Source organism: Halioglobus maricola, from assembly GCF_009388985.1.
Taxonomy (GTDB): domain Bacteria; phylum Pseudomonadota; class Gammaproteobacteria; order Pseudomonadales; family Halieaceae; genus Halioglobus; species Halioglobus maricola.
Genome location: NZ_CP036422.1, coordinates 33,703 through 52,172 on the forward strand (window position 1 = coordinate 33,703; position 18,470 = coordinate 52,172).

Below are 18,470 nucleotides of genomic sequence, written 5' to 3' on the forward strand. Positions count from 1 at the left end.
GCGATGGGAGATCATCATCACGGCCCCGCTAAGGGCATTTCACGGTGGTTGTTTACCACTAATCACAAAGATATCGGAACCATGTACCTGTGGTTCTCTTTCGCCATGTTCATACTCGGCGGCTTTTTTGCCATGGTTATCCGCGCCGAGCTGTTCCAGCCCGGCATGCAACTGGTAGAACCTGCGTTCTTTAACCAGATGACCACCATGCACGGCCTGGTCATGGTATTCGGGGCGATTATGCCCTCGTTCGTTGGCCTGGCTAACTGGATGATCCCGATGATGATCGGGGCGCCGGATATGGCTTTGCCGCGGATGAACAACTGGAGCTTCTGGATCCTGCCCCCCGCATTCCTGCTGTTGGCATCGACCCTGTTCATGGAAGGCGGTGCTCCCGCTTTCGGTTGGACGTTCTACGCTCCTCTGTCGACGACTTACGCGCCACCGTCAGTCACTATCTTCATCTTCTCGGTACACGTACTGGGTCTGTCATCCATCATGGGTTCTATCAACATCATCGCTACGGTGATGAATATGCGTGCCCCTGGCATGACCTATATGAAGATGCCCTTGTTCGTATGGACCTGGCTGATCACTGCCTTCCTGCTGGTTGCAGTAATGCCGGTACTCGCGGGTGCGGTGACGATGATGCTGATGGATGTTCACTTCGGCACCAGTTTCTTCTCGGCTGCCGGCGGCGGTGACCCGGTACTGTTCCAGCACGTGTTCTGGTTCTTCGGCCACCCTGAGGTATACATCATCATCCTGCCGGCCTTCGGAGTGGTATCGCAGATTATTCCTGCTTTCTCCCGCAAGCCGCTGTTTGGTTATGACTCGATGGTGTACGCGACTGCATCGATCGCCTTCCTGTCCTTTATTGTGTGGGCACACCACATGTATACGGTGGGTATGCCGGTAGCGGGTGAGCTGTTCTTTATGTACGCCACCATGCTGATCGCGGTGCCCACCGGGGTGAAGGTGTTCAACTGGATATCCACCATGTGGCGCGGTGCCCTGACGTTCGAGACACCTATGCTGTTCTCGATCGGTTTCCTGGTGCTGTTCACCATTGGCGGCTTCACCGGTCTGATGCTGTCCATCGCACCGGCTGACTTCCAGTATCACGATTCGTACTTTGTTGTGGCTCACTTCCACTATGTGATGGTAGCGGGTGCGGTATTCTCCATGACGGCTGCGGTGTACTACTGGCTGCCCAAGTGGTGTGGCAAGATGTACAACGAAACCATGGGTAAAACCCACTTCTGGATTTCGTTCATCGGCTTTAACCTGACCTTCTTCCCGCAGCACTTTGTGGGGCTGGCAGGTATGCCTCGTCGTATTCCGGACTACGCTCTGCAGTTCGCCGACTTCAATATGATGTCGTCGATTGGCGCCTTCATCTACGGCGCTTCGCAGATTATGTTCCTGTACAACGTGATTGCGACTATCGTCTCCGGCAAGCCCACTTCTGAAGAGAAGGTATGGGATGGTGCGGAAGGCCTCGAGTGGACAGTGCCTACCCCGGCGCCTTACCACACGTTCGAGACGCCGCCCAAAATTGAAGCTTCTGCTCACTAAGTGGTAGACGATAAGTGATCAAAACGAGCGCCAACCCTGCTATCGATACCGTCATCAAACTGGTGGCGGTAGCGGTGGGCATGTTCGCGTTTGTGTTTGTGGTGATGGTGCCGCTCTATGATGTGCTGTGTGATGCCCTGGGTATCAATGGCAAAACCTCATCGGAGGCCTACACGTCGGTGCAGGCCCAGGTAGATGAGAGCCGCACGGTTACGATCCAGTTTATGGCGACCAATAACGAGGGCATGCCCTGGGAATTTGGGCCCAGCGTAACGGCGATGAAGGTTCACCCCGGTGCGGTTAATGACACTGTATTCCTGGCTCGCAACCCGCTTCCCGGAGCGATGATTGCTCAGGCGGTACCCAGTGTCTCCCCGGCCAGGGCCGCGGAGTACTTTCACAAGACAGAGTGTTTCTGCTTTAACCAGCAGCCCCTGGACGGTGAAAGTGCCACTGAGATGCCCCTGCAGTTTATCGTCGACCAGGATCTGCCGAGGGATATCCGCACAATCACCCTGTCGTACACAATATTTGATGTAACTGATATGGCGGGCGGCGTAGCTGCCCGTTGAGGCGCAGGTTGGGGAACCTGCGTACTAACGGAGATAGATAACGATGAGTAATCCGAACTCGACTGAGTACGAAACGTACTACGTCCCAGAGAAGAGCAAGATGGCTGTGATGGCCACTATTGGTCTCATGCTCTCCATTTTTGGCGCGGCCACCGTCATGAACGACAAGACCTTTGGCGATGGTATTACCAGTGGCTCCTGGACAACCCTGGTAGTGGGTCTGTTCTGGTTCATGGCGGTGCTGTTCTACTGGTTCCGCATGACCATCCGCGAAAACATCGCGGGCATGAACAGCGCACAACTGAAGAAGTCCTATGTGCTGGGTATGTTCTGGTTTATTTTTTCTGAGGTGATGTTCTTCTTCGCCTTCTTTGGTGTGTTGTTCTACGTGCGCACGCTGTCCGGCCCCTGGTTGGCTGGCGAAGGAGAAGGCGGTCGCATGAACGGCCTGCTGTGGGAAGGTTTCCAGTACGCATGGCCGATGATGGAAACGCCGCAGGAAGCCGTTGGCGGCGCAGCCGCGCAACCGATGGCCAATAATGGCACATTCACGTCACCACAGACCTCAATGGCCTTTGCTGAAGCGGGTGCCTGGTACAAGTGGCTGCCTCTGTGGAACACCATTATCCTGCTGACATCCAGCTTTACTGTGCATATGGCCCACATGGGTATCCTGGCGGGCAACAAGTCGAAGTTCAACGCCTGGCTGGGTGTGACTGTCGGCCTGGCGATCATCTTCCTGTTCGTGCAGTACTACGAATATTATGAAGCCTATGCCCACTTTGGTTTGACACTTAATTCTGGCGTCTATGGCTCCACGTTCTTCATGCTCACGGGTTTCCACGGCTTCCACGTGTTTATGGGGATGACCATGCTGGCTATCCAGCTGATCCGCAGCCTGCGTGGCGACTTCACCGCTGAAGATCACTTCGGCTTTGAGGCCTCCAGCTGGTACTGGCACTTTGTTGACGTGGTTTGGGTGATGTTGTTCCTGTTCGTTTACATCTTGTAAGCAACAAGAACGCAGTACAGGCAACAGCGTATGACCCCCGCATCTGCGGGGGTTATCGTATCTGGGGCGTGGTTACTTAGATGCCGGTTCGCTGGATACTGGCCCGGGACCCGGGTCCCAGGGGGTGCCGTGCCCGAGTTGGCCGGTGGCGATGCCATAGGTAATCACTGCGAGCAGCGCGATGGCCAGGCCCAGGCGAACACCGAGGGAGTGAAAGGTGCGTTTTTTGTTTTTATCTCCCTGATCAAGCATCAGGTAGTAGAATCCACTTCCCAGGCTGGCCACCAGGGCCACCAGCAGAATGACAATTACGATTTTAAACAACGGGGTATCTCCTAGCGTGAACCCGCAGTATAAACCACTCCTCAGCCCAGGATGCCGATGATGTCAGCCCGCAGGCTAGAGTTTGATTTTGAGTGGCGTATCACCCTGTTTACCCTGCTGCTCCTGCCGTTGCTGATCTCGCTTGGCTTCTGGCAGTTGCAACGGGCGGAGGAGAAGGCTGCCCTTGCTCTGAGCTTTGCCCAGAAACAGGCGCGCCCCCCTGCCCCGCTGGCCTCGCTGGTAGATCGTTCACCTGAGTCTCTGGCCTACCTGCCAGTCAGCCTGGAGGGCGAGTATCGAGGAGAGTATTTCCTGCTCGACAATCGCATGCAGGGTGGGAAATATGGCAATGAAGTGCTGGCCGTATTCGAATTGGATAGCGGTGAACTGGCACTGGTTAATCGGGGCTGGGTGCGCGCTGATTCGAGCCGTATGGTTCTACCGGAGGTGCCTGTTGCGCCCGGCCGGGTAAGAATAAAGGGCCACGTCTATGTGTCACCGGGTTCGCCTTACCTGTTGGCGGACGAGCCCCTTGCTAGTGGTTGGCCCAAACGGATTCAGGCGGTGGAGATGGACAAGATCCGCTCCGCACTCGATGGGACGGTGTTCCCCTACCCTGTTCGCATTGATGCGCTGCAGCCGGGCGCTCTGTCCACAGACTGGCAAGTTATCAATGTCAGCCCGGAAAAACACACCGGATACGCGGTTCAGTGGTTCAGTATGGCCGCTGTACTGGCACTAATTTACCTGCTGCGGAGCACCAATCTGTGGCAGCTATTACGGGGGCGCAGGAGCTCCAATGAGTGATATGCACGACGACAATCAAATACGTAACAATCGCCTGGTGCTGCTGACCATTATTGGTATTCCGGTAATGATGATTCTTACGGGTACGTGGCTATGGTACTTCGTGATCAACGGGAAGCTGGACCTGGTAGGCGCGCTGGGCACCGCGAATCAGGGCACCCTGATACAACCGCCCAGGCAACTGGACGATTACCCGCTGCTGTCCCAGGATGGCACAGAGTCGAAATACGCCGAACTGCCACAGAAATGGACGCTGTTGGTAGTGGATAACGACGGCCGCTGCGATGCGGTCTGTGAAAACAAGCTGTATCTGATCAGGCAGATTCACGTGGCGATGGGTAAGTCGCTCAATCGTATCGATCGTATGTACATCTCAGGCCACGCGGTGGCTGACACCGATCTGGCGGTCACAGAATTGAGTGATGAGCGCCCTGCCCCGGCCTCGTTTGCCGATTATCTCGCTGTCGAGCAAAAAGGGCTGACAGCGCTGACACTTGGCGATGACAGCTTTGATCGGCTGTTCCCAGAGAGCATGACGGACCAGACTACCTGGTATCTTGTCGATCCCGCCGGTTGGGTGATGATGTCGTATAGCGGCGACATTTCTTACAAGGACGTGATCTCCGACCTTAAATTCCTTCTTAAGAATTCCAATGGGTAGTAGCGTCATGGCTGAAGTACCGACAACAGAAGCCGCCAACTGGCGCGATTACAAGGAACTCACCAAGCCCAATGTGGTGCTGTTGATGATCCTCTGTTCAGCTATCGGCATGTTTATGGCGGTGCCTGGAATGGTGCCTCTGGATGTTCTTGTGTTGGGTAATCTTGGTATCGCACTGTGTGCGGGCGCTGCGGCGGCGGTTAATCATCTCGTTGACCAGCGGATCGACCAGCAGATGGCGCGTACGTTGAGTCGCCCGGTGGCCACAGGCAAGCTCGGCAATACTCAGGCGGCCATATTCGCTCTGGTGATCGGTGGCCTGGGTATGGCTATCCTGTTTATCTACATCAATGCGCTTACGGCGTGGCTTACGTTTGCTTCCCTGCTGGGTTATGCGGTGGTGTACACCATGTTCCTCAAGCGCGCGACCCCCCAGAATATTGTCATAGGCGGCCTCGCTGGCGCGGCCCCTCCTCTGCTCGGCTGGACCGCGGTGACCGGTGAGATCCACGGTCACGCCCTGCTGTTGGTGTTGATTATTTTCGCGTGGACCCCGCCCCACTTCTGGGCCCTGGCGATTCATCGCCGCGAGGAATACGCCAAGGTAGAGATTCCGATGTTGCCAGTGACCCATGGTGTTGCTTTCACCAAGCTGCATATCCTGCTCTATACCATCATCATGTTTTTGATCACTCTCCTCCCCTACGTAACTCGCCTGAGCGGCCCACTGTATCTGCTCGGTGCCGTCGTTCTTGGAGGTGGCTTCCTGTATTGGGCCATTGAATTGATCCGCGACAAAAATCCCAGGGCGCCGATGGAGACGTTCAAATATTCCATCATCTATCTGATGGCCCTGTTTATTATCATGCTCATTGACCACTATCTCTTTCCGGTAAGTACGCTATGACCGACTCCCAGCAAGCCCGCAACATCCGCCTGACGGTGGCTGTGGTTCTCATTTTTATCACTGTGATTGTGGCCGGTTTCGTGTACCGCGTGCAGCAGCCGCGAGTGATGTCCGCGACCGAAATGAAGGTAAATGGCCTCTATTTGTTTGAAACTCCCAGAAACTTCGGCGAAATAAGCCTTATCGACCATAAAGGGAAGCCGTTTGATCGCGCCCGTTTTGAGGGCAAGTGGAGCCTGGTCTTCTTCGGCTTTACCTACTGCCCGGATGTCTGCCCTACCACCATGGCGTTTCTCGATCAGTTTATGGGCGAATTGGAAGGTACCGAGGCGGCCGATACCCAGGTGGTTATGGTTAGCGTTGACCCGGCTCGCGATACGGTCGAGCAGCTGGGTCAGTATGTCCCCTATTTCAACCCTGACTTTATCGGCGTCACGGGTGAATTCCTCGACATTCACCGCTTTGCGACCGCCTTGAACACGCCATTTCGCAAGGTCCCGGGCCAGGATGAAAATTATCAGGTAGACCATAGTTCTAATGTGGTACTCATAAATCCGGCGGGCGATTACCACGGGTTTTTCAAAGCGCCGCTGGATTTGGCCAAAATGAAGGTCACCTACCGCTCGGCACTTGTGCACTGGGATTACTAAGAAGAGAGTTCCATTATGGATAAAGCGGCCCCTATTGTTCTTGTAGACGGCTCTTCCTACGTTTTCCGGGCCTTTCATGCCCTGCCTATGCTCACCACCTCCGACGGTTTGAATACCGGCGCGGTGCGGGGCGTGATCAGCATGATGCGCCGTCTGCTAGCAGATTATCCAGACTCGCCGGTAGTTGCCATTTTCGATGCCAAGGGCAAGACATTCCGCAATGACATGTACTCCGAGTACAAGGCCAACCGGCCGCCCATGCCGGATGAATTGCGCGAGCAGATCGAGCCCATACATGCCGTGGTCAAGGCCATGGGCCTGCCATTTCTCTGCGTGGAAGGGGTCGAGGCTGACGATGTGATCGGCACGCTGGCCCGGCGCGCCAGTGAACAGGGCAGGGATGTCGTTATCTCCACTGGCGACAAGGATATGGCGCAGCTGGTCAACAAGCATGTCTCGCTGGTCAATACCATGACCGAAACGGTGATGGACGAGGAGGGCGTTGAGAAGAAGTTTGGTATCCCGCCCAGCCTGATTATCGACTTTCTGGCCCTCATGGGCGACAAGGTCGACAACATCCCCGGGGTGCCGGGCGTGGGGGAGAAGACTGCCCTGGGCCTGCTGCAGGGATTGGGTAGCCTCGAATCTATCTACGAGTCGCTGGACAAGGTGGCCGAACTCTCGTTCCGTGGTGCCAAGACCATGGGCGCCAAACTTGAGGCTCAAAAGGACATGGCGTTTCTTTCCTATGAGCTCGCAACGATCAAGACCGATGTTGCGTTGGAGTACGCTCCGGGTGACCTGATTAACGGTGAACAGGACCGCGAAACCCTGGTGGAGTGGTTCACCAAATTGGAGTTTCGGGGCTGGCTTGACGAATTGCTGGGCGAGGGTGAGGCACCGGCACCCGTCGCCGAGGCTATCGACACCGAGTATGTCGTGGTGACTGAGCAAGCTGATTTTGACGCCTGGATGGATCAACTCAGATCGGCAGAGCTCTTTGCTTTCGACACAGAAACGACCAGCCTGGATTACATGGAAGCTCGCATCGTCGGGGTTTCCTTTGCCGTAGAGGCCGGAAAGGCTGCCTATGTGCCGCTGGCCCATGACTATCTGGGTGCGCCGGAGCAACTGGATCGCGACGCGATCCTCAGTGCACTCAAGCCCCTGCTGGAGGATCCGCAGGTTGCTAAGGTCGGCCAGAACCTCAAGTACGATGCCAATGTGCTCGTGAATCACGATATCTCGCTGCGCGGAATCGCCTATGACACCATGCTTGAGTCCTATGTTCTGGACTCAACGGCAACCCGCCACGATATGGACAGCCTGGCGCTCAAATACCTGGGCCAGAAAACCATCAAGTTTGAAGAAATAGCGGGGAAGGGCGCCAAGCAGCTCACCTTCAACCAGATCAAGGTGGAGGAAGCGGGGCCTTATGCGGCTGAAGACGCCGACATTACCCTGCGCTTGCATCAGGCCCTGTGGCCGAAACTCGAAGAGCAGGAGAGCCTGGTGCCTGTCTTCAGGGAGATTGAGCTCCCGCTGGTGCCGGTACTATCACGCATTGAGCGGCAGGGCGCGCTACTCTCCAGCGAGATGTTGCACCAACAGAGCAGCGAGTTGGGTGCGAGGCTCGAAGAGCTGAAAACCGAGGCCTACGGCCTGGCAGGCCAGGAGTTCAATCTGGGTTCCCCCAAACAATTGGGTGAGATTCTCTTTGAGAAGCTGGAACTACCAGTGATCAAGAAAACCCCCAAGGGCGCACCTTCCACTGCGGAGGATGTGCTGGTGGAGCTGGCTCTTGATTACCCGCTGCCCAAATTGCTGTTGGAATACCGTAGCCTGAGCAAACTCAAATCTACCTACACCGACAAGCTGCCTGAGATGGTGGACCCGGGTACTGGTCGGGTGCATACCTCCTATCATCAGGCGGTAGCCGCCACCGGGCGACTTTCGTCATCCGACCCCAACCTGCAGAACATACCCATCCGTACAGAGGAGGGCAGGCGTATTCGCCAGGCCTTCATTGCACCTGCGGGCTATAAAGTGGTGGCGGCGGATTATTCCCAGATCGAGCTGCGCATCATGGCGCATCTGTCCGATGATCCCGGGCTGCTTAAGGCGTTCCAGGAAGGCCAGGATGTGCATAAGGCCACGGCCTCAGAGGTATTTGAAGTGGGGCTGGATGAGGTGTCCGGCGATCAGCGGCGCAAGGCCAAGGCTATCAATTTCGGTCTGATTTACGGCATGTCTGCGTTCGGCCTGGCCAAGCAGCTTCATCTCGGCCGCAACGAGGCACAGCAATACATCGACCGCTACTTCGAGCGCTATCCGGGGGTGGCGGATTACATGGACCGCACCCGTGAGCTGGCCCGGGAGCAGGGCTATGTTGAAACCCTGTTCGGCCGACGTCTCTACCTCCCCGAAATCAATGCCCGCAACAAGATGCGCGCCCAGGCGGCAGAACGCACGGCGATTAACGCGCCGATGCAGGGTAGCGCCGCAGATATCATCAAGAAAGCCATGCTGTCAGTGGACAGCTGGTTGGAGCAGGGCAGTGTCGATGCACGCATGATTATGCAGGTGCACGATGAACTGGTGCTGGAAGTTGCGAACGAGCAGGTCGACAGCGTTTGCGAGGAGTTGTGCCAGCGGATGTCCGATGCGGCCTCCCTATCCGTGCCCCTGTTGGTTGAAGCCGGGGTAGGGGACAACTGGGACGAGGCGCACTAGTCGCATTCGCCGGGCCAGTTGGCCGCTGAGTTTGAGCGCGGCGGGGGTGTGTACTCCCGTTCCCAGCGCTTCGGTTCTACCCGGTAATAGCGCTGTAGTTCTGCATAGAGGTCTGGCCGGACCCGTTCCAGGGCTGAGGGTCGCTCATAGAATGCTTCTGTTGCCACAGCGAAGAATTCCGCAGGATTGGTGCTGCCATAGCTATCCAACACCGTTGGCAGGCCGCGGGCTGAGCGCGCCCGCAGATCGTCATAGTTATCGCTGAAAACCTGGGCCCAGGTGTCGTGGTTGCTACCGCCCAGTGGCGGGGCGCCGTTCGTGGCTCCGGACAGCCCGTCCAGTTGGTGAGCGAACTCGTGCAGAACCACGTTGTGGCCGTCGTGAAAATCCCTACCGCCTCGGGTAACGTCGTCCCAGGAAAGAATGACCTTGCCATTGCTCCAGGATTCGCCGAGCAGCTGGTGCCCCGCGTAGCTGACGGTGCCGTCCTCGTCCCGCACCTCACGCTCGGCGATAAAAGCAGTGGGGTAGACCAGCACTGACATCAGTCCGGGATATATCTGCCAGCCTCGCCCCAGCAGCAACAAGCAGGCCTGGCCCGCAATGGTGATGCGAATTTCATCGGTCAGGTCCAGGCCATCACAGCCATAGAATTCCTTCTCGGCTAAAAAAAGCTGTATCAGCTGCTCCAGGCGGACACGTTCGCTGGCCTCAAGTTGCTGATATACGGGAACATTTTTTTCAAGAATACCGCGCCAGGCCGGACTGAAGGGGCGTCGGCGGATCAGTTTGTCGCGCCAGAATGTCTGATACAGGAACAGAGCGAAGCCGGCGGCGACGATGAGCAGAAATATAACAGTTGCCATGAGATGGAAAAATTCTCGAAATGTTGTGAACTCTTACCAATGTGCCCGGTCTTAATTTACGTAGCAACTGCTACATCCCTATGGAGGGTTTTCCCCAAGACTCTCTACGAGCAAGTCTCTTTCCCCAGAGACGCTAGGTAGCCCGGTAACCTCTTCCCCTGGAGGTACCGGGTTTTTTTATGGAGCGGACGCGGCCGAAAAGGTGGCCTACACGGACTCTATTTCGTCCTCATCAAAAACACTCATATCGGTGAGCCAGTGGTCCAGAACCGCTCGCAACTGATCGTGCCCGCTGTGTTTGAGTGCTGAAAACAGCTGCACGCTCACCAAGTCCTCGTGTTCCTTCAGCGCCTTGCGGACGGACAACAGGCTGTTGTTGGCGGGGCCCTTTTTGAGCTTGTCCGCCTTGGTTAGCAAGATGTGCACGGGCATATGTGCTGCCAGCGCCCAGTCGAGCATCTGTTGGTCGAATGGTTGCAGAGGGTGGCGGACATCCATCAGCAGGATCATGCCTCGCAGTGCCTGCCGTTTGGCCAGATAGTTCTCCAGTTGTCGCGTCCACTCTTTCTTGACCGCGACCGGAACCTTGGCAAAGCCGTAGCCGGGCAGGTCTACCAGGCGCTGGTTCGGTGTCAGTTCGAAAAAGTTGATGAGCTGCGTGCGGCCGGGGGTCTTGGAGGTTTTTGCTAGTTTTTTATTATTCGTTAAACTATTGATTGCACTCGATTTTCCGGCGTTTGAGCGTCCGGCAAAGGCCACTTCCCAGCCTTCGTCCTCAGGGCACTGATGCAACTTCGCCGCACTGGTCAGGAACTGGGCCTGGCGGTAGTCGGGGGCCTCCGGAGCGGCGATTTGATCCGGGTCAGTCATTGTGCGGTATGGCCTTTGTCGGTGTGGGTATCTCGTATATAATGCCACAGCTTTTTTCGCATGTTATCAAAAGCTTGCGGTGCGAGCTTAGCACCGGAACCAAATACGAGGTATCTCATGAAGAAGTTTTTTGCCGCCGCCCTGATGGTCTGTGCCGCCGGTGCCTATGCCGAGCCCGACATGGACAAGTACAACAAGAGCTGCGCCGTTTGCCACGCCACTGGCGCTGCCAACGCTCCCAAGACCGGAGACGCAGCTGCCTGGGAGCCCCGTCTGGCCAAGGGCATGGATACACTGGTCGCCGCTGTTGGCACCGGCCTGAATGCAATGCCCCCCAAAGGCATGTGCTTCGACTGCACCGATGAAGATTACAAGGCGCTGATCGAGTACATGGCCAAGCCCGCACAATAAGCCGGCTTTAATCGACTCATACTGGAATGAACATGAAGAAAGTAGTAATCCTGGCCAGCCTGATTCTGGGTTGGACCCAAGTAGCCTCTGCCCAGCCTGGCGATGCCGCCGCAGGCAAGGAAATGACAGCCGTATGCGCCGCCTGCCACGGCGCCGATGGTAATAGCGCAGCGCCGACTTTCCCCAAGCTTGCCGGCCTGGGTGAGAAGTACCTGCTCAAGCAGCTGATGGATATCCGCGACGGTGCCCGCCCGGTGCCGACAATGGTGGGCCAACTGGATGGCAAGTCTGACCAGGAGCTAGCCAACATCGCCGCTTTCTACGCCAGCCAGCCCCGTTCTGGTGGCCAGACTGATCCTGCACTGCTTGCACTGGGTGAGAAGGTTTACCGCTCAGGTGTTGCTGAGCGCAATGTCGCTGCCTGCACCGCGTGTCACTCGCCGAACGGCCAGGGTAACGCCCCAGCCGGCTTCCCGGCACTTGCGGGCCAGCACGCAGACTACATCTCAGCTCAGTTGAAGGCTTACCGCATGGGCTATGAAGATGAGGCTGGCCGTACGAACGACGGCGACACCATGATCATGCGCACTACGGCTTTCGGACTTTCCGACAAAGAAATCGAAGCAGTTTCGAGCTATATCTCCGGTCTGAAGTAAGCGCGCTGGATTGAGAAAAAGGTGGCAATATGCCACCTTTTTTTATCTCCGGGCGAACCCCGGCTCGGGACGCCTGTCATAACAGAACAATGAGAATATTGGAGTTCACTATGTTTAAACGAATCGCACTGGTTTTTTCCCTGATGATGGTTTCCCTGCTGGCATGTGCCCAGGACGGTGAAACCTGGGAAGCGGGCAAGCATTACACCCTTATTCAGCCCGCCATTCGTACTGCCAACCCGGACAAAATCGAGGTGGCTGAATTTTTCTGGTATGGCTGTGGTCACTGCTATACCTTCGAACCGGTCATCGGCCAGTGGAAAAAGACCATCGCTGATGACGTTGCCTTCCGTGCTATCCCCGCTCAATGGGGCGGCGCCATGGAGCTGCATGCCAAGGCGTTCTACACCGCGGAAGCGCTGGGTGTAGCTGAAACCATGCACCCGGTAATCTTCCAGGCCATGAATGTGGATCGCAAACGCCTTGGTAGTGAGGAAGAAATCGCCGAGCTGTTTGTGGCCAACGGTGTTGCCGAAGAAGATTTCCTCAAGGCTTACAGTTCTTTTGGTGTTAGCAGCCAGGCGCGCCAGGCCAACTCTACGGCTCGTGGCGCCAAGGTATCCGGTACGCCATCGGTGATGGTTAACGGCAAGTATATGATTTCTGCACGCACAGCGGGCAGTAACGCAAATATGCTGAAAGTAGCCGACTATCTGGTAGAGAAAGAGCGCGCTGCCGCCGGGAGCTGATCCTGTTTGGCACAAAAAACCCGGCCAGAGCCGGGTTTTTTTATGCCTGTCAGATTTGTAGCCAGGGAGGAACAGGAAGCCCCTTGTTTTCCAGGAACACCGGATTGAACAGTTTGCTCTGGTAACGGGTACCGTAGTCGCAAAGAATGGTGACAATAGTGTGTCCCGGGCCCAGCTCCTCGGCGAGTTTTACTGCGCCGGCGATGTTGAGAGCGGAAGAGCCTCCCAGACAAAGGCCTTCATGCTGGAGCAAGTCATAGATGTAGGGCAGGGCGTCGTGATCGCTGATCGCGTAGGCGTGGTCCACCTGCGCTTGCGCCAGGTTGTCCGTGACGTGATTGATCCCAACCCCCTCGATGATAGAGTTGCCCTCACTGCGTTCGAGCTCTCCCTTGCTGAAGTGGCTATACAGGGAGGCGCCGAGCGGGTCGGCGATGCCGATAGCAACGTCTTTGTTGTTCCCCTTCAGGGCGGCGGACACGCCCGCCAGTGTGCCGCCGGTACCAACGCTACAGATGAAGCCATCTACCTTGCCGTCTGTTTGTTCCCAGATCTCGCGGCCAGTGGTCTCTTCATGGATAGCCATATTGGCCGGGTTGTCGAACTGCCGGGCCCAGATAGCGCCGTGCTCTTCCTTTCCGGCCATTTTGTTGGCCAGGCGCTCGGCGGTATGTACATAGTGCCTGGAGTCGTCATAAGAGGTAGCAGGCACCAGGTGCAGGTCGGCCCCCAGTAGTTCCAGCGAATCGATTTTTTCTTTGGACTGGGTGATAGGCATCACCACGGTACTTTTGTACCCCAGCGCGTTCGCCACCAGGGTGAGGCCGATGCCTGTATTACCGGCGGTGCCCTCGACAATGCGTCCACCCGGCTGCAATTCACCGGCCTGTTCAGCGGCACGAATGATGCCCAGGGCAGTGCGATCCTTGACCGAGCCACCGGGATTCAAGAATTCGGCCTTGCCCAGGATTGTGCATCCGGTCTGTTCTGACACCTGTCGCAGGTGAAGCAGGGGGGTGTTGCCAATCAGTTGGGTGACGTCGAGGGCGGTATGCACGGTGGATCTCCAGCAATCAGAGCGCAGAGTATGCCACAGCCGATCAGGTCGGTCAGTTGCGCCGGACAGCGTACAGGCTGAGCGCGAGACAGCCGGCGGTGCAGCTGGCCATGGCGATCAACATGGGCTGGGCGCTGGCCTCCAGAACCTGGCCGACGAGTGCCGCTGACAAGCCAGACAAGCCCATCTGGATGAAACCCAGCAGGGAGGAGGCCGTGCCCGCGATGTGAGGGTAGGGCGCCAGTGCAATTGCCATGGCGTGGGGATATACCAGGCCCATGCCGGCTGCATAAATCGTCATGGGCAACATGAGGACGGCCACGCTGTCTGGCCGCAAGCTGCCACCCAGCCACATGAGCATGGCCGAAGCCAGGCACAGTATGGCGCCTCGCACCAGAGTCTGGTGCGAGTCCAGGCGGTCAGACATGCGCGCGCTCAGCGCACTTCCTCCCATGTAGCCGAGCACCGTTGTCAGGAAAATAAAGCCGAAGTACTGAACCGGCACCCCCAGTAATTCCATGTACACGAAGCTGGAAGAGGAGAGATAGGCCATCAGTGCCGCGTATACCAGGCCGCTGGCCAATACTACCGACATGAAACGCATATCCTTCAGTAGCTGGGCGTAGTTGCGCAGAATGTTGAGCGGATGAAGGCTCTGGCGTTCCGGCAGCGATTCCGGCAGGAACACTTGCAGCAGGACGATCATGGCCAGGGCATAGGCGGCGAGAAAAATAAAAATCACTGGCCACGGCAACACCAGCAACATGAACCCACCCAAAAGTGGAGCGATGGCCGGGCCCAGGGCCATGAGCATTGCGATGAGGGACAGGGCGCGTGCGGCTCGACGTGGGCCAAAGAGGTCGCGAGTCACTGTGCGAGCAAGGGTCGGACCTACGCAGGCCCCTACGCCCTGCAGGAAGCGAAAGACCAACAGTTCATTGGCGCTGGTTGATTGCGCGCAGCCAATGCAGGCCAATACGAACAGGCCGGTACCGGCGGTGAGCACCGGCTTGCGGCCGAGGCGGTCCGCCAAAGGCCCACAGGCCAGGTGAAAAATGGCATAGCCCGCCAGGTAGGTGCTGATACTCAGGTGCATGTAGCTGATATCGGTATCCAGCGCGCGCATCATTGAGGGCATAGCTGGCAGATACATGTCCACACTCAGCGGACCGAGAGCGACAATGGCTGCGAGCAGGGCAAGCAGCCAGGGGGAGTCGGTATTGAGGTGTCGGGCGCTCATCGGCCGGCGAGGGTAGCCCAGCGCCGGGGGTGGGTAAAGCTACTTCTCGAAGTTCATGACCGTCTTCCACCACAGCTTCGGGGCGAGAGCACGCCACAGGTAGAGAAACTTGGCCTCGCTGGGGTAGATGATGTCCTTGTCCTTGGCTACGCCCTTGAAAATGGCATCGACGATCTTGTTCGGATCCGCCAACCGGCCTTTCTCCTTTGATTCGATAATGCTGCCTGGAGTGTCGGTGCTGATGGTCTGGTCTACCAGCGGTGTATTCACAGCGGGCGGGCAGATCAGGTGGGCCCGCACGCCAGTGTGGCGAATCTCGTTCTGCAACACTTCGGTGTAGGCATTAACGGCGGCTTTGGTGGCGCAGTAGGCGCCCATCTTCGGCACCAGGGCGATGCCCGCGATGGAACCGAACACGAGAATACGGCCGCTGCCGCGCTCGGTCATGGATGGTAGTACGGCGCGTACCATATAGGTAGTGCCGAGGTAGTTGATCTTGAACAGGCGCTCCATGTCGCTGTGCTCGTGTTCTGCCAGCAGGTGAGCGGGCATCAGCGCAGCGGCATGTACCAGCAGGTCGATGGGGCCCAGCGCGGCCGCGACCTGGCCAACTTTTGCTTCTACATCTTCGAGGCTGGAAATATCGCAGTGAAATGCGGTGATGTTGTCCGACTCGGCCGCGGTGGCGTCAAGTCCGGCCTGATTGACGTCGAAGATAGCGACTTTGGCGCCACCAGCAGCCAGCCGGCGTGCGATGATCTGACCCATGCCGCTGGCCCCGCCTGTCACCAGTGCGATTTTTCCTGCTACATCCATGTTCGTTTCCACCTCGTACTTTTTATTGAGGGCACATGGTGCGGGTCGCGAGCCGCGCTCACAAGGCTGTGAGAGGCCACGGAAGCTAGCTGGTTTTAACTCTTGAACTCTGTGTGCTCGTTGATGTGTTGCAGCGGGAGCTCAGTGCGCAGCACGACCCGACGCAGCTCGAAGCTTGAATGTACACCGGTGACACCCGGGATACGGGTCAGTTTGCCGAGGAGGAATTTCTCGTAGTACTCCATGTCTGGTACAACCGCCTTGAGCAGGTAGTCCGAGGACTGTCCGGTGACGACCGAACAGGCCATCACCTCGGGATAGCTTGCCACCTCTTGTTCGAAGGCTTCGAAGCGGTCCGGGGTGTGCCGGTCCATGCTGATACCGATATAGGCAGTGAGTTTGAGCCCCAGCATGGACTGGTTGAGAAGGCTTACATGGCGCTCAATCAAGCCCGATTCTTCCAGCCGTTTGACCCGTCGCGAGCAGGGAGTGGGGGAAAGATTGACCAACTCTGCGAGCTCCAGGTTGCTGATGCGGCCGTTGCTTTGCATTGCGTCGAGAATCTTGCGGTCCGTACGATCGAGTTTCACGGGTGCTCCTCAATATTGGCAATAAATCACATATTCTATTCAATCGAGAGTTTATCTCTAAAAATATAGGATTTTATAGCGATATAATGCACAAATAGGAAGTATATGTGCCGTAATTGCAATCAATCACCCCGCGATGGCCACTATACTTTGCGCCTGGCTGATCTTACACCTGTGCCAGCGGCGGCTAGCCTTACCCAGGAGCCCCGTTGCGCCGTTCCCGCACCTTACCCAGGAAAGGGAGAAGCGCCTCAGGTGCAGCCACCTAACGAATAATCCAGGTGAACCCGATGAGCAGTTTCGACCACAGCAAGTACAAGCCTTTTCAAGCGATTGCCAAGCCCGACCGCCGCTGGCCTGACCAGCGTATTGAAGCTGCCCCACTGTGGTGCAGTGTCGATCTGCGCGATGGCAACCAGGCTTTGATCGAACCCATGACAGCGCGCCAGAAGTCGCGTTTGTGGGACCAGCTGGTAAAGGTGGGGTTCAAGGAAATCGAGGTGGGATTCCCCTCCGCGTCCAGTCATGACTTCAACTTTGTGCGCGAGCTGATCGAAAACGACCGTATTCCCGAGGATGTCACCATCCAGGTGCTGGTGCAGGCTCGACAGGAGCTGATCGAAAAGACGTTTGAGGCCCTCAAAGGTGCCCGCCGCGCCGTGGTCCATGTCTACAACTCCACTTCCACAGTGCAGCGCGAGCAGGTCTTCGGGCTGGATCGCCAGGGAATTATTGATATAGCGGTCAACGGGGCGGAATTGGTCCAGGCCTGCGCCGATAAATACCCTGAAACTGAGTGGGTCTTTGAGTACTCTCCGGAGAGCTTTACTGGTACTGAGATCGACTTCGCCCTGGAGGTTGTCAATGCCGTAACCGCGGTGTGGCAGCCCACGCCGGAGAAGCCGGTCATTATCAACTTGCCTGCCACCGTGGAGATGAGCACACCGAACGTCTACGCCGATCAGATTGAGTGGTTTTGTGACAATGTCGCCCGCCGCGATAGCCTGCTGATTTCTCTGCACACCCACAATGACCGGGGCTGTGGTGTCGCGGCTGCCGAGCTCGGTGTGATGGCCGGGGCGGACCGGGTCGAAGGCACCCTGATGGGCAATGGTGAGCGCACCGGTAATATGGATGTGGTCACGATGGCTATGAACCTGTACAGCCAGGGCGTCGATCCAAAACTGAATCTCGCCAATATGGACGAGATCATCCAGACCGTGAAGGAGTGCACCCAGTTGCCGGTGCACCCTCGTCACCCCTGGGCGGGAGAACTGGTGTTCACTGCGTTCTCCGGCAGTCACCAGGACGCGATCAAGAAATGCCTGGCGCAGCAAGAAGGCCGCGATCATTGGGACGTGGCCTACCTGCCGATCGACCCGGCGGACATCGGGCGCTCTTATCAGGAAGTGATCCGTATCAACAGCCAATCCGGCAAGGGCGGCATCGCCTATGTATTGCAGCGTGACTACGGTTATGAAATACCCCGCTGGCTGTCGGTGGACTTCTCCGGTTCAGTGCAGGCGCATGCCGAAGAGTCGGAGGCGGAAGTCGGCCCTGAAGCGATTTTCGATTTGTTCCAGAAAACTTATCTGAACGGCGAGGGCCGCTGGCAATTGGGCAACTACACAGTGAGTCGTGAGGACCATGTCGACAAGTTGCAGGCTGAACTGAGCCGGGAAGGGGTGCAGCAGCAGATCACCGGTACAGGGAACGGCGTTGTCGCGTCATTCGTTAATGCGATGGAGGCATTCACCGGCAAACAGATTGTGCTGGTCGAATATTCCGAGCATGCGCTCAGCCAGAGTGCAGATGCGGAAGCGGTGTGCTACATCCAGCTGAATATTGAAGGCGATCGCTACTGCGGCGTTGGTCGTAGCCACGACATTGTGCAGGCTTCATTGGACGGCATTCTGCGCGCGATCAACAAATCTGCTGACCGTGACGCGGAAGCTGCAGCCTGATCTTGCT

General features: G+C 57.0%; 19 protein-coding genes. 12 read left to right on the forward strand and 7 right to left on the reverse strand.

Annotated features, from left to right (window positions below):
* Window positions 1-3 precede the first annotated feature (3 nt).
* The 3 genes from ctaD to EY643_RS00155 are packed head-to-tail and all read left to right on the forward strand — an operon-like array spanning window position 4 to window position 3,162.
* A complete protein-coding gene (gene ctaD, locus EY643_RS00145; RefSeq protein ID WP_152660297.1) occupies window positions 4-1,578 on the forward strand; it encodes a cytochrome c oxidase subunit I in 1,575 nt (524 codons plus the stop codon).
* Between the two features lie 14 nt (window positions 1,579-1,592).
* Window positions 1,593-2,150: a cytochrome c oxidase assembly protein gene (locus EY643_RS00150; protein WP_152660298.1), complete on the forward strand. Its 558-nt coding sequence runs from the start codon at window positions 1,593-1,595 to the stop codon at window positions 2,148-2,150.
* A 43-nt stretch (window positions 2,151-2,193) separates the two neighbouring features.
* Window positions 2,194-3,162, forward strand: a complete 969-nt coding sequence (locus EY643_RS00155; RefSeq protein WP_152660299.1) for a cytochrome c oxidase subunit 3 — start codon at window positions 2,194-2,196, stop codon at window positions 3,160-3,162.
* 72 nt (window positions 3,163-3,234) lie between these two features.
* Here EY643_RS00155 and EY643_RS00160 read toward each other — a convergent pair whose 3' ends face one another.
* Entirely contained in the window at window positions 3,235-3,486 is a 252-nt protein-coding gene (locus tag EY643_RS00160; RefSeq protein WP_152660300.1) for a DUF2909 domain-containing protein, read from the reverse strand.
* Window positions 3,487-3,546: 60 nt separating this feature from the next.
* Between EY643_RS00160 and EY643_RS00165 the strand changes: the two genes are divergently transcribed.
* The 5 genes from EY643_RS00165 to polA are packed head-to-tail and all read left to right on the forward strand — an operon-like array spanning window position 3,547 to window position 9,244.
* On the forward strand, window positions 3,547-4,293 hold the full coding sequence (locus EY643_RS00165) for an SURF1 family protein (protein WP_170287209.1): 747 nt from the start codon (window positions 3,547-3,549) through the stop codon (window positions 4,291-4,293).
* Window positions 4,286-4,954: a hypothetical protein gene (locus EY643_RS00170; protein ID WP_240732774.1), complete on the forward strand. Its 669-nt coding sequence runs from the start codon at window positions 4,286-4,288 to the stop codon at window positions 4,952-4,954. The genes EY643_RS00165 and EY643_RS00170 overlap by 8 nt, the downstream gene beginning before the upstream one ends.
* On the forward strand, window positions 4,947-5,861 hold the full coding sequence (cyoE, locus tag EY643_RS00175; protein ID WP_240732775.1) for a heme o synthase: 915 nt from the start codon (window positions 4,947-4,949) through the stop codon (window positions 5,859-5,861). The genes EY643_RS00170 and cyoE overlap by 8 nt, the downstream gene beginning before the upstream one ends.
* On the forward strand, window positions 5,858-6,511 hold the full coding sequence (locus EY643_RS00180; RefSeq protein WP_152660302.1) for an SCO family protein: 654 nt from the start codon (window positions 5,858-5,860) through the stop codon (window positions 6,509-6,511). Before cyoE ends, EY643_RS00180 begins: the two co-directional genes overlap by 4 nt.
* 15 nt (window positions 6,512-6,526) lie before the next feature.
* Window positions 6,527-9,244 carry a DNA polymerase I gene (gene polA, locus EY643_RS00185; RefSeq protein ID WP_152660303.1) on the forward strand — a complete coding sequence of 906 codons (2,718 nt, stop codon included), beginning with the start codon at window positions 6,527-6,529 and terminating at the stop codon, window positions 9,242-9,244.
* Here the strand turns inward: polA and EY643_RS00190 are convergent.
* Together EY643_RS00190 and yihA are read right to left on the reverse strand one after the other, a co-directional pair.
* A complete protein-coding gene (locus EY643_RS00190; protein WP_152660304.1) occupies window positions 9,241-10,110 on the reverse strand; it encodes a M90 family metallopeptidase in 870 nt (289 codons plus the stop codon). The two genes, polA and EY643_RS00190, sit on opposite strands and share 4 nt — an antisense overlap.
* A gap of 207 nt (window positions 10,111-10,317) precedes the next feature.
* A complete protein-coding gene (yihA, locus tag EY643_RS00195) occupies window positions 10,318-10,980 on the reverse strand; it encodes a ribosome biogenesis GTP-binding protein YihA/YsxC (protein ID WP_152660305.1) in 663 nt (220 codons plus the stop codon).
* A 117-nt stretch (window positions 10,981-11,097) separates the two neighbouring features.
* Here yihA and EY643_RS00200 point away from each other — a divergent pair, with 117 nt between their 5' ends.
* The 3 genes from EY643_RS00200 (at window position 11,098) to EY643_RS00210 (ending at window position 12,796) form a co-directional block, all read left to right on the forward strand.
* Entirely contained in the window at window positions 11,098-11,391 is a 294-nt protein-coding gene (locus tag EY643_RS00200) for a c-type cytochrome (protein WP_152660306.1), read from the forward strand.
* A gap of 32 nt (window positions 11,392-11,423) precedes the next feature.
* Entirely contained in the window at window positions 11,424-12,047 is a 624-nt protein-coding gene (locus EY643_RS00205) for a c-type cytochrome (protein WP_152660307.1), read from the forward strand.
* Between the two features lie 110 nt (window positions 12,048-12,157).
* Window positions 12,158-12,796 carry a thiol:disulfide interchange protein DsbA/DsbL gene (locus EY643_RS00210; RefSeq protein WP_152660308.1) on the forward strand — a complete coding sequence of 213 codons (639 nt, stop codon included), beginning with the start codon at window positions 12,158-12,160 and terminating at the stop codon, window positions 12,794-12,796.
* Window positions 12,797-12,845: 49 nt separating this feature from the next.
* Here the strand turns inward: EY643_RS00210 and EY643_RS00215 are convergent, their stop codons facing one another.
* The 4 genes from EY643_RS00215 to EY643_RS00230 all read right to left on the reverse strand — a co-directional run bounded on the left by EY643_RS00215 (window position 12,846) and on the right by EY643_RS00230 (window position 16,460).
* Window positions 12,846-13,853, reverse strand: a complete 1,008-nt coding sequence (locus EY643_RS00215; protein ID WP_152660309.1) for a cysteine synthase A — start codon at window positions 13,851-13,853, stop codon at window positions 12,846-12,848.
* A gap of 52 nt (window positions 13,854-13,905) precedes the next feature.
* On the reverse strand, window positions 13,906-15,093 hold the full coding sequence (locus EY643_RS00220) for a multidrug effflux MFS transporter (protein ID WP_152660310.1): 1,188 nt from the start codon (window positions 15,091-15,093) through the stop codon (window positions 13,906-13,908).
* A gap of 39 nt (window positions 15,094-15,132) precedes the next feature.
* Window positions 15,133-15,909: an SDR family NAD(P)-dependent oxidoreductase gene (locus tag EY643_RS00225; protein ID WP_152660311.1), complete on the reverse strand. Its 777-nt coding sequence runs from the start codon at window positions 15,907-15,909 to the stop codon at window positions 15,133-15,135.
* A 95-nt stretch (window positions 15,910-16,004) separates the two neighbouring features.
* Complete coding sequence (locus tag EY643_RS00230; protein WP_240732922.1) at window positions 16,005-16,460, reverse strand: Lrp/AsnC family transcriptional regulator; 456 nt, start codon at window positions 16,458-16,460, stop codon at window positions 16,005-16,007.
* Between the two features lie 329 nt (window positions 16,461-16,789).
* Here EY643_RS00230 and leuA point away from each other — a divergent pair, with 329 nt between their 5' ends.
* Window positions 16,790-18,463, forward strand: coding sequence for a 2-isopropylmalate synthase (gene leuA, locus EY643_RS00235; protein ID WP_152660313.1), 1,674 nt, complete (start codon window positions 16,790-16,792; stop codon window positions 18,461-18,463).
* Window positions 18,464-18,470: the final 7 nt, after the last annotated feature.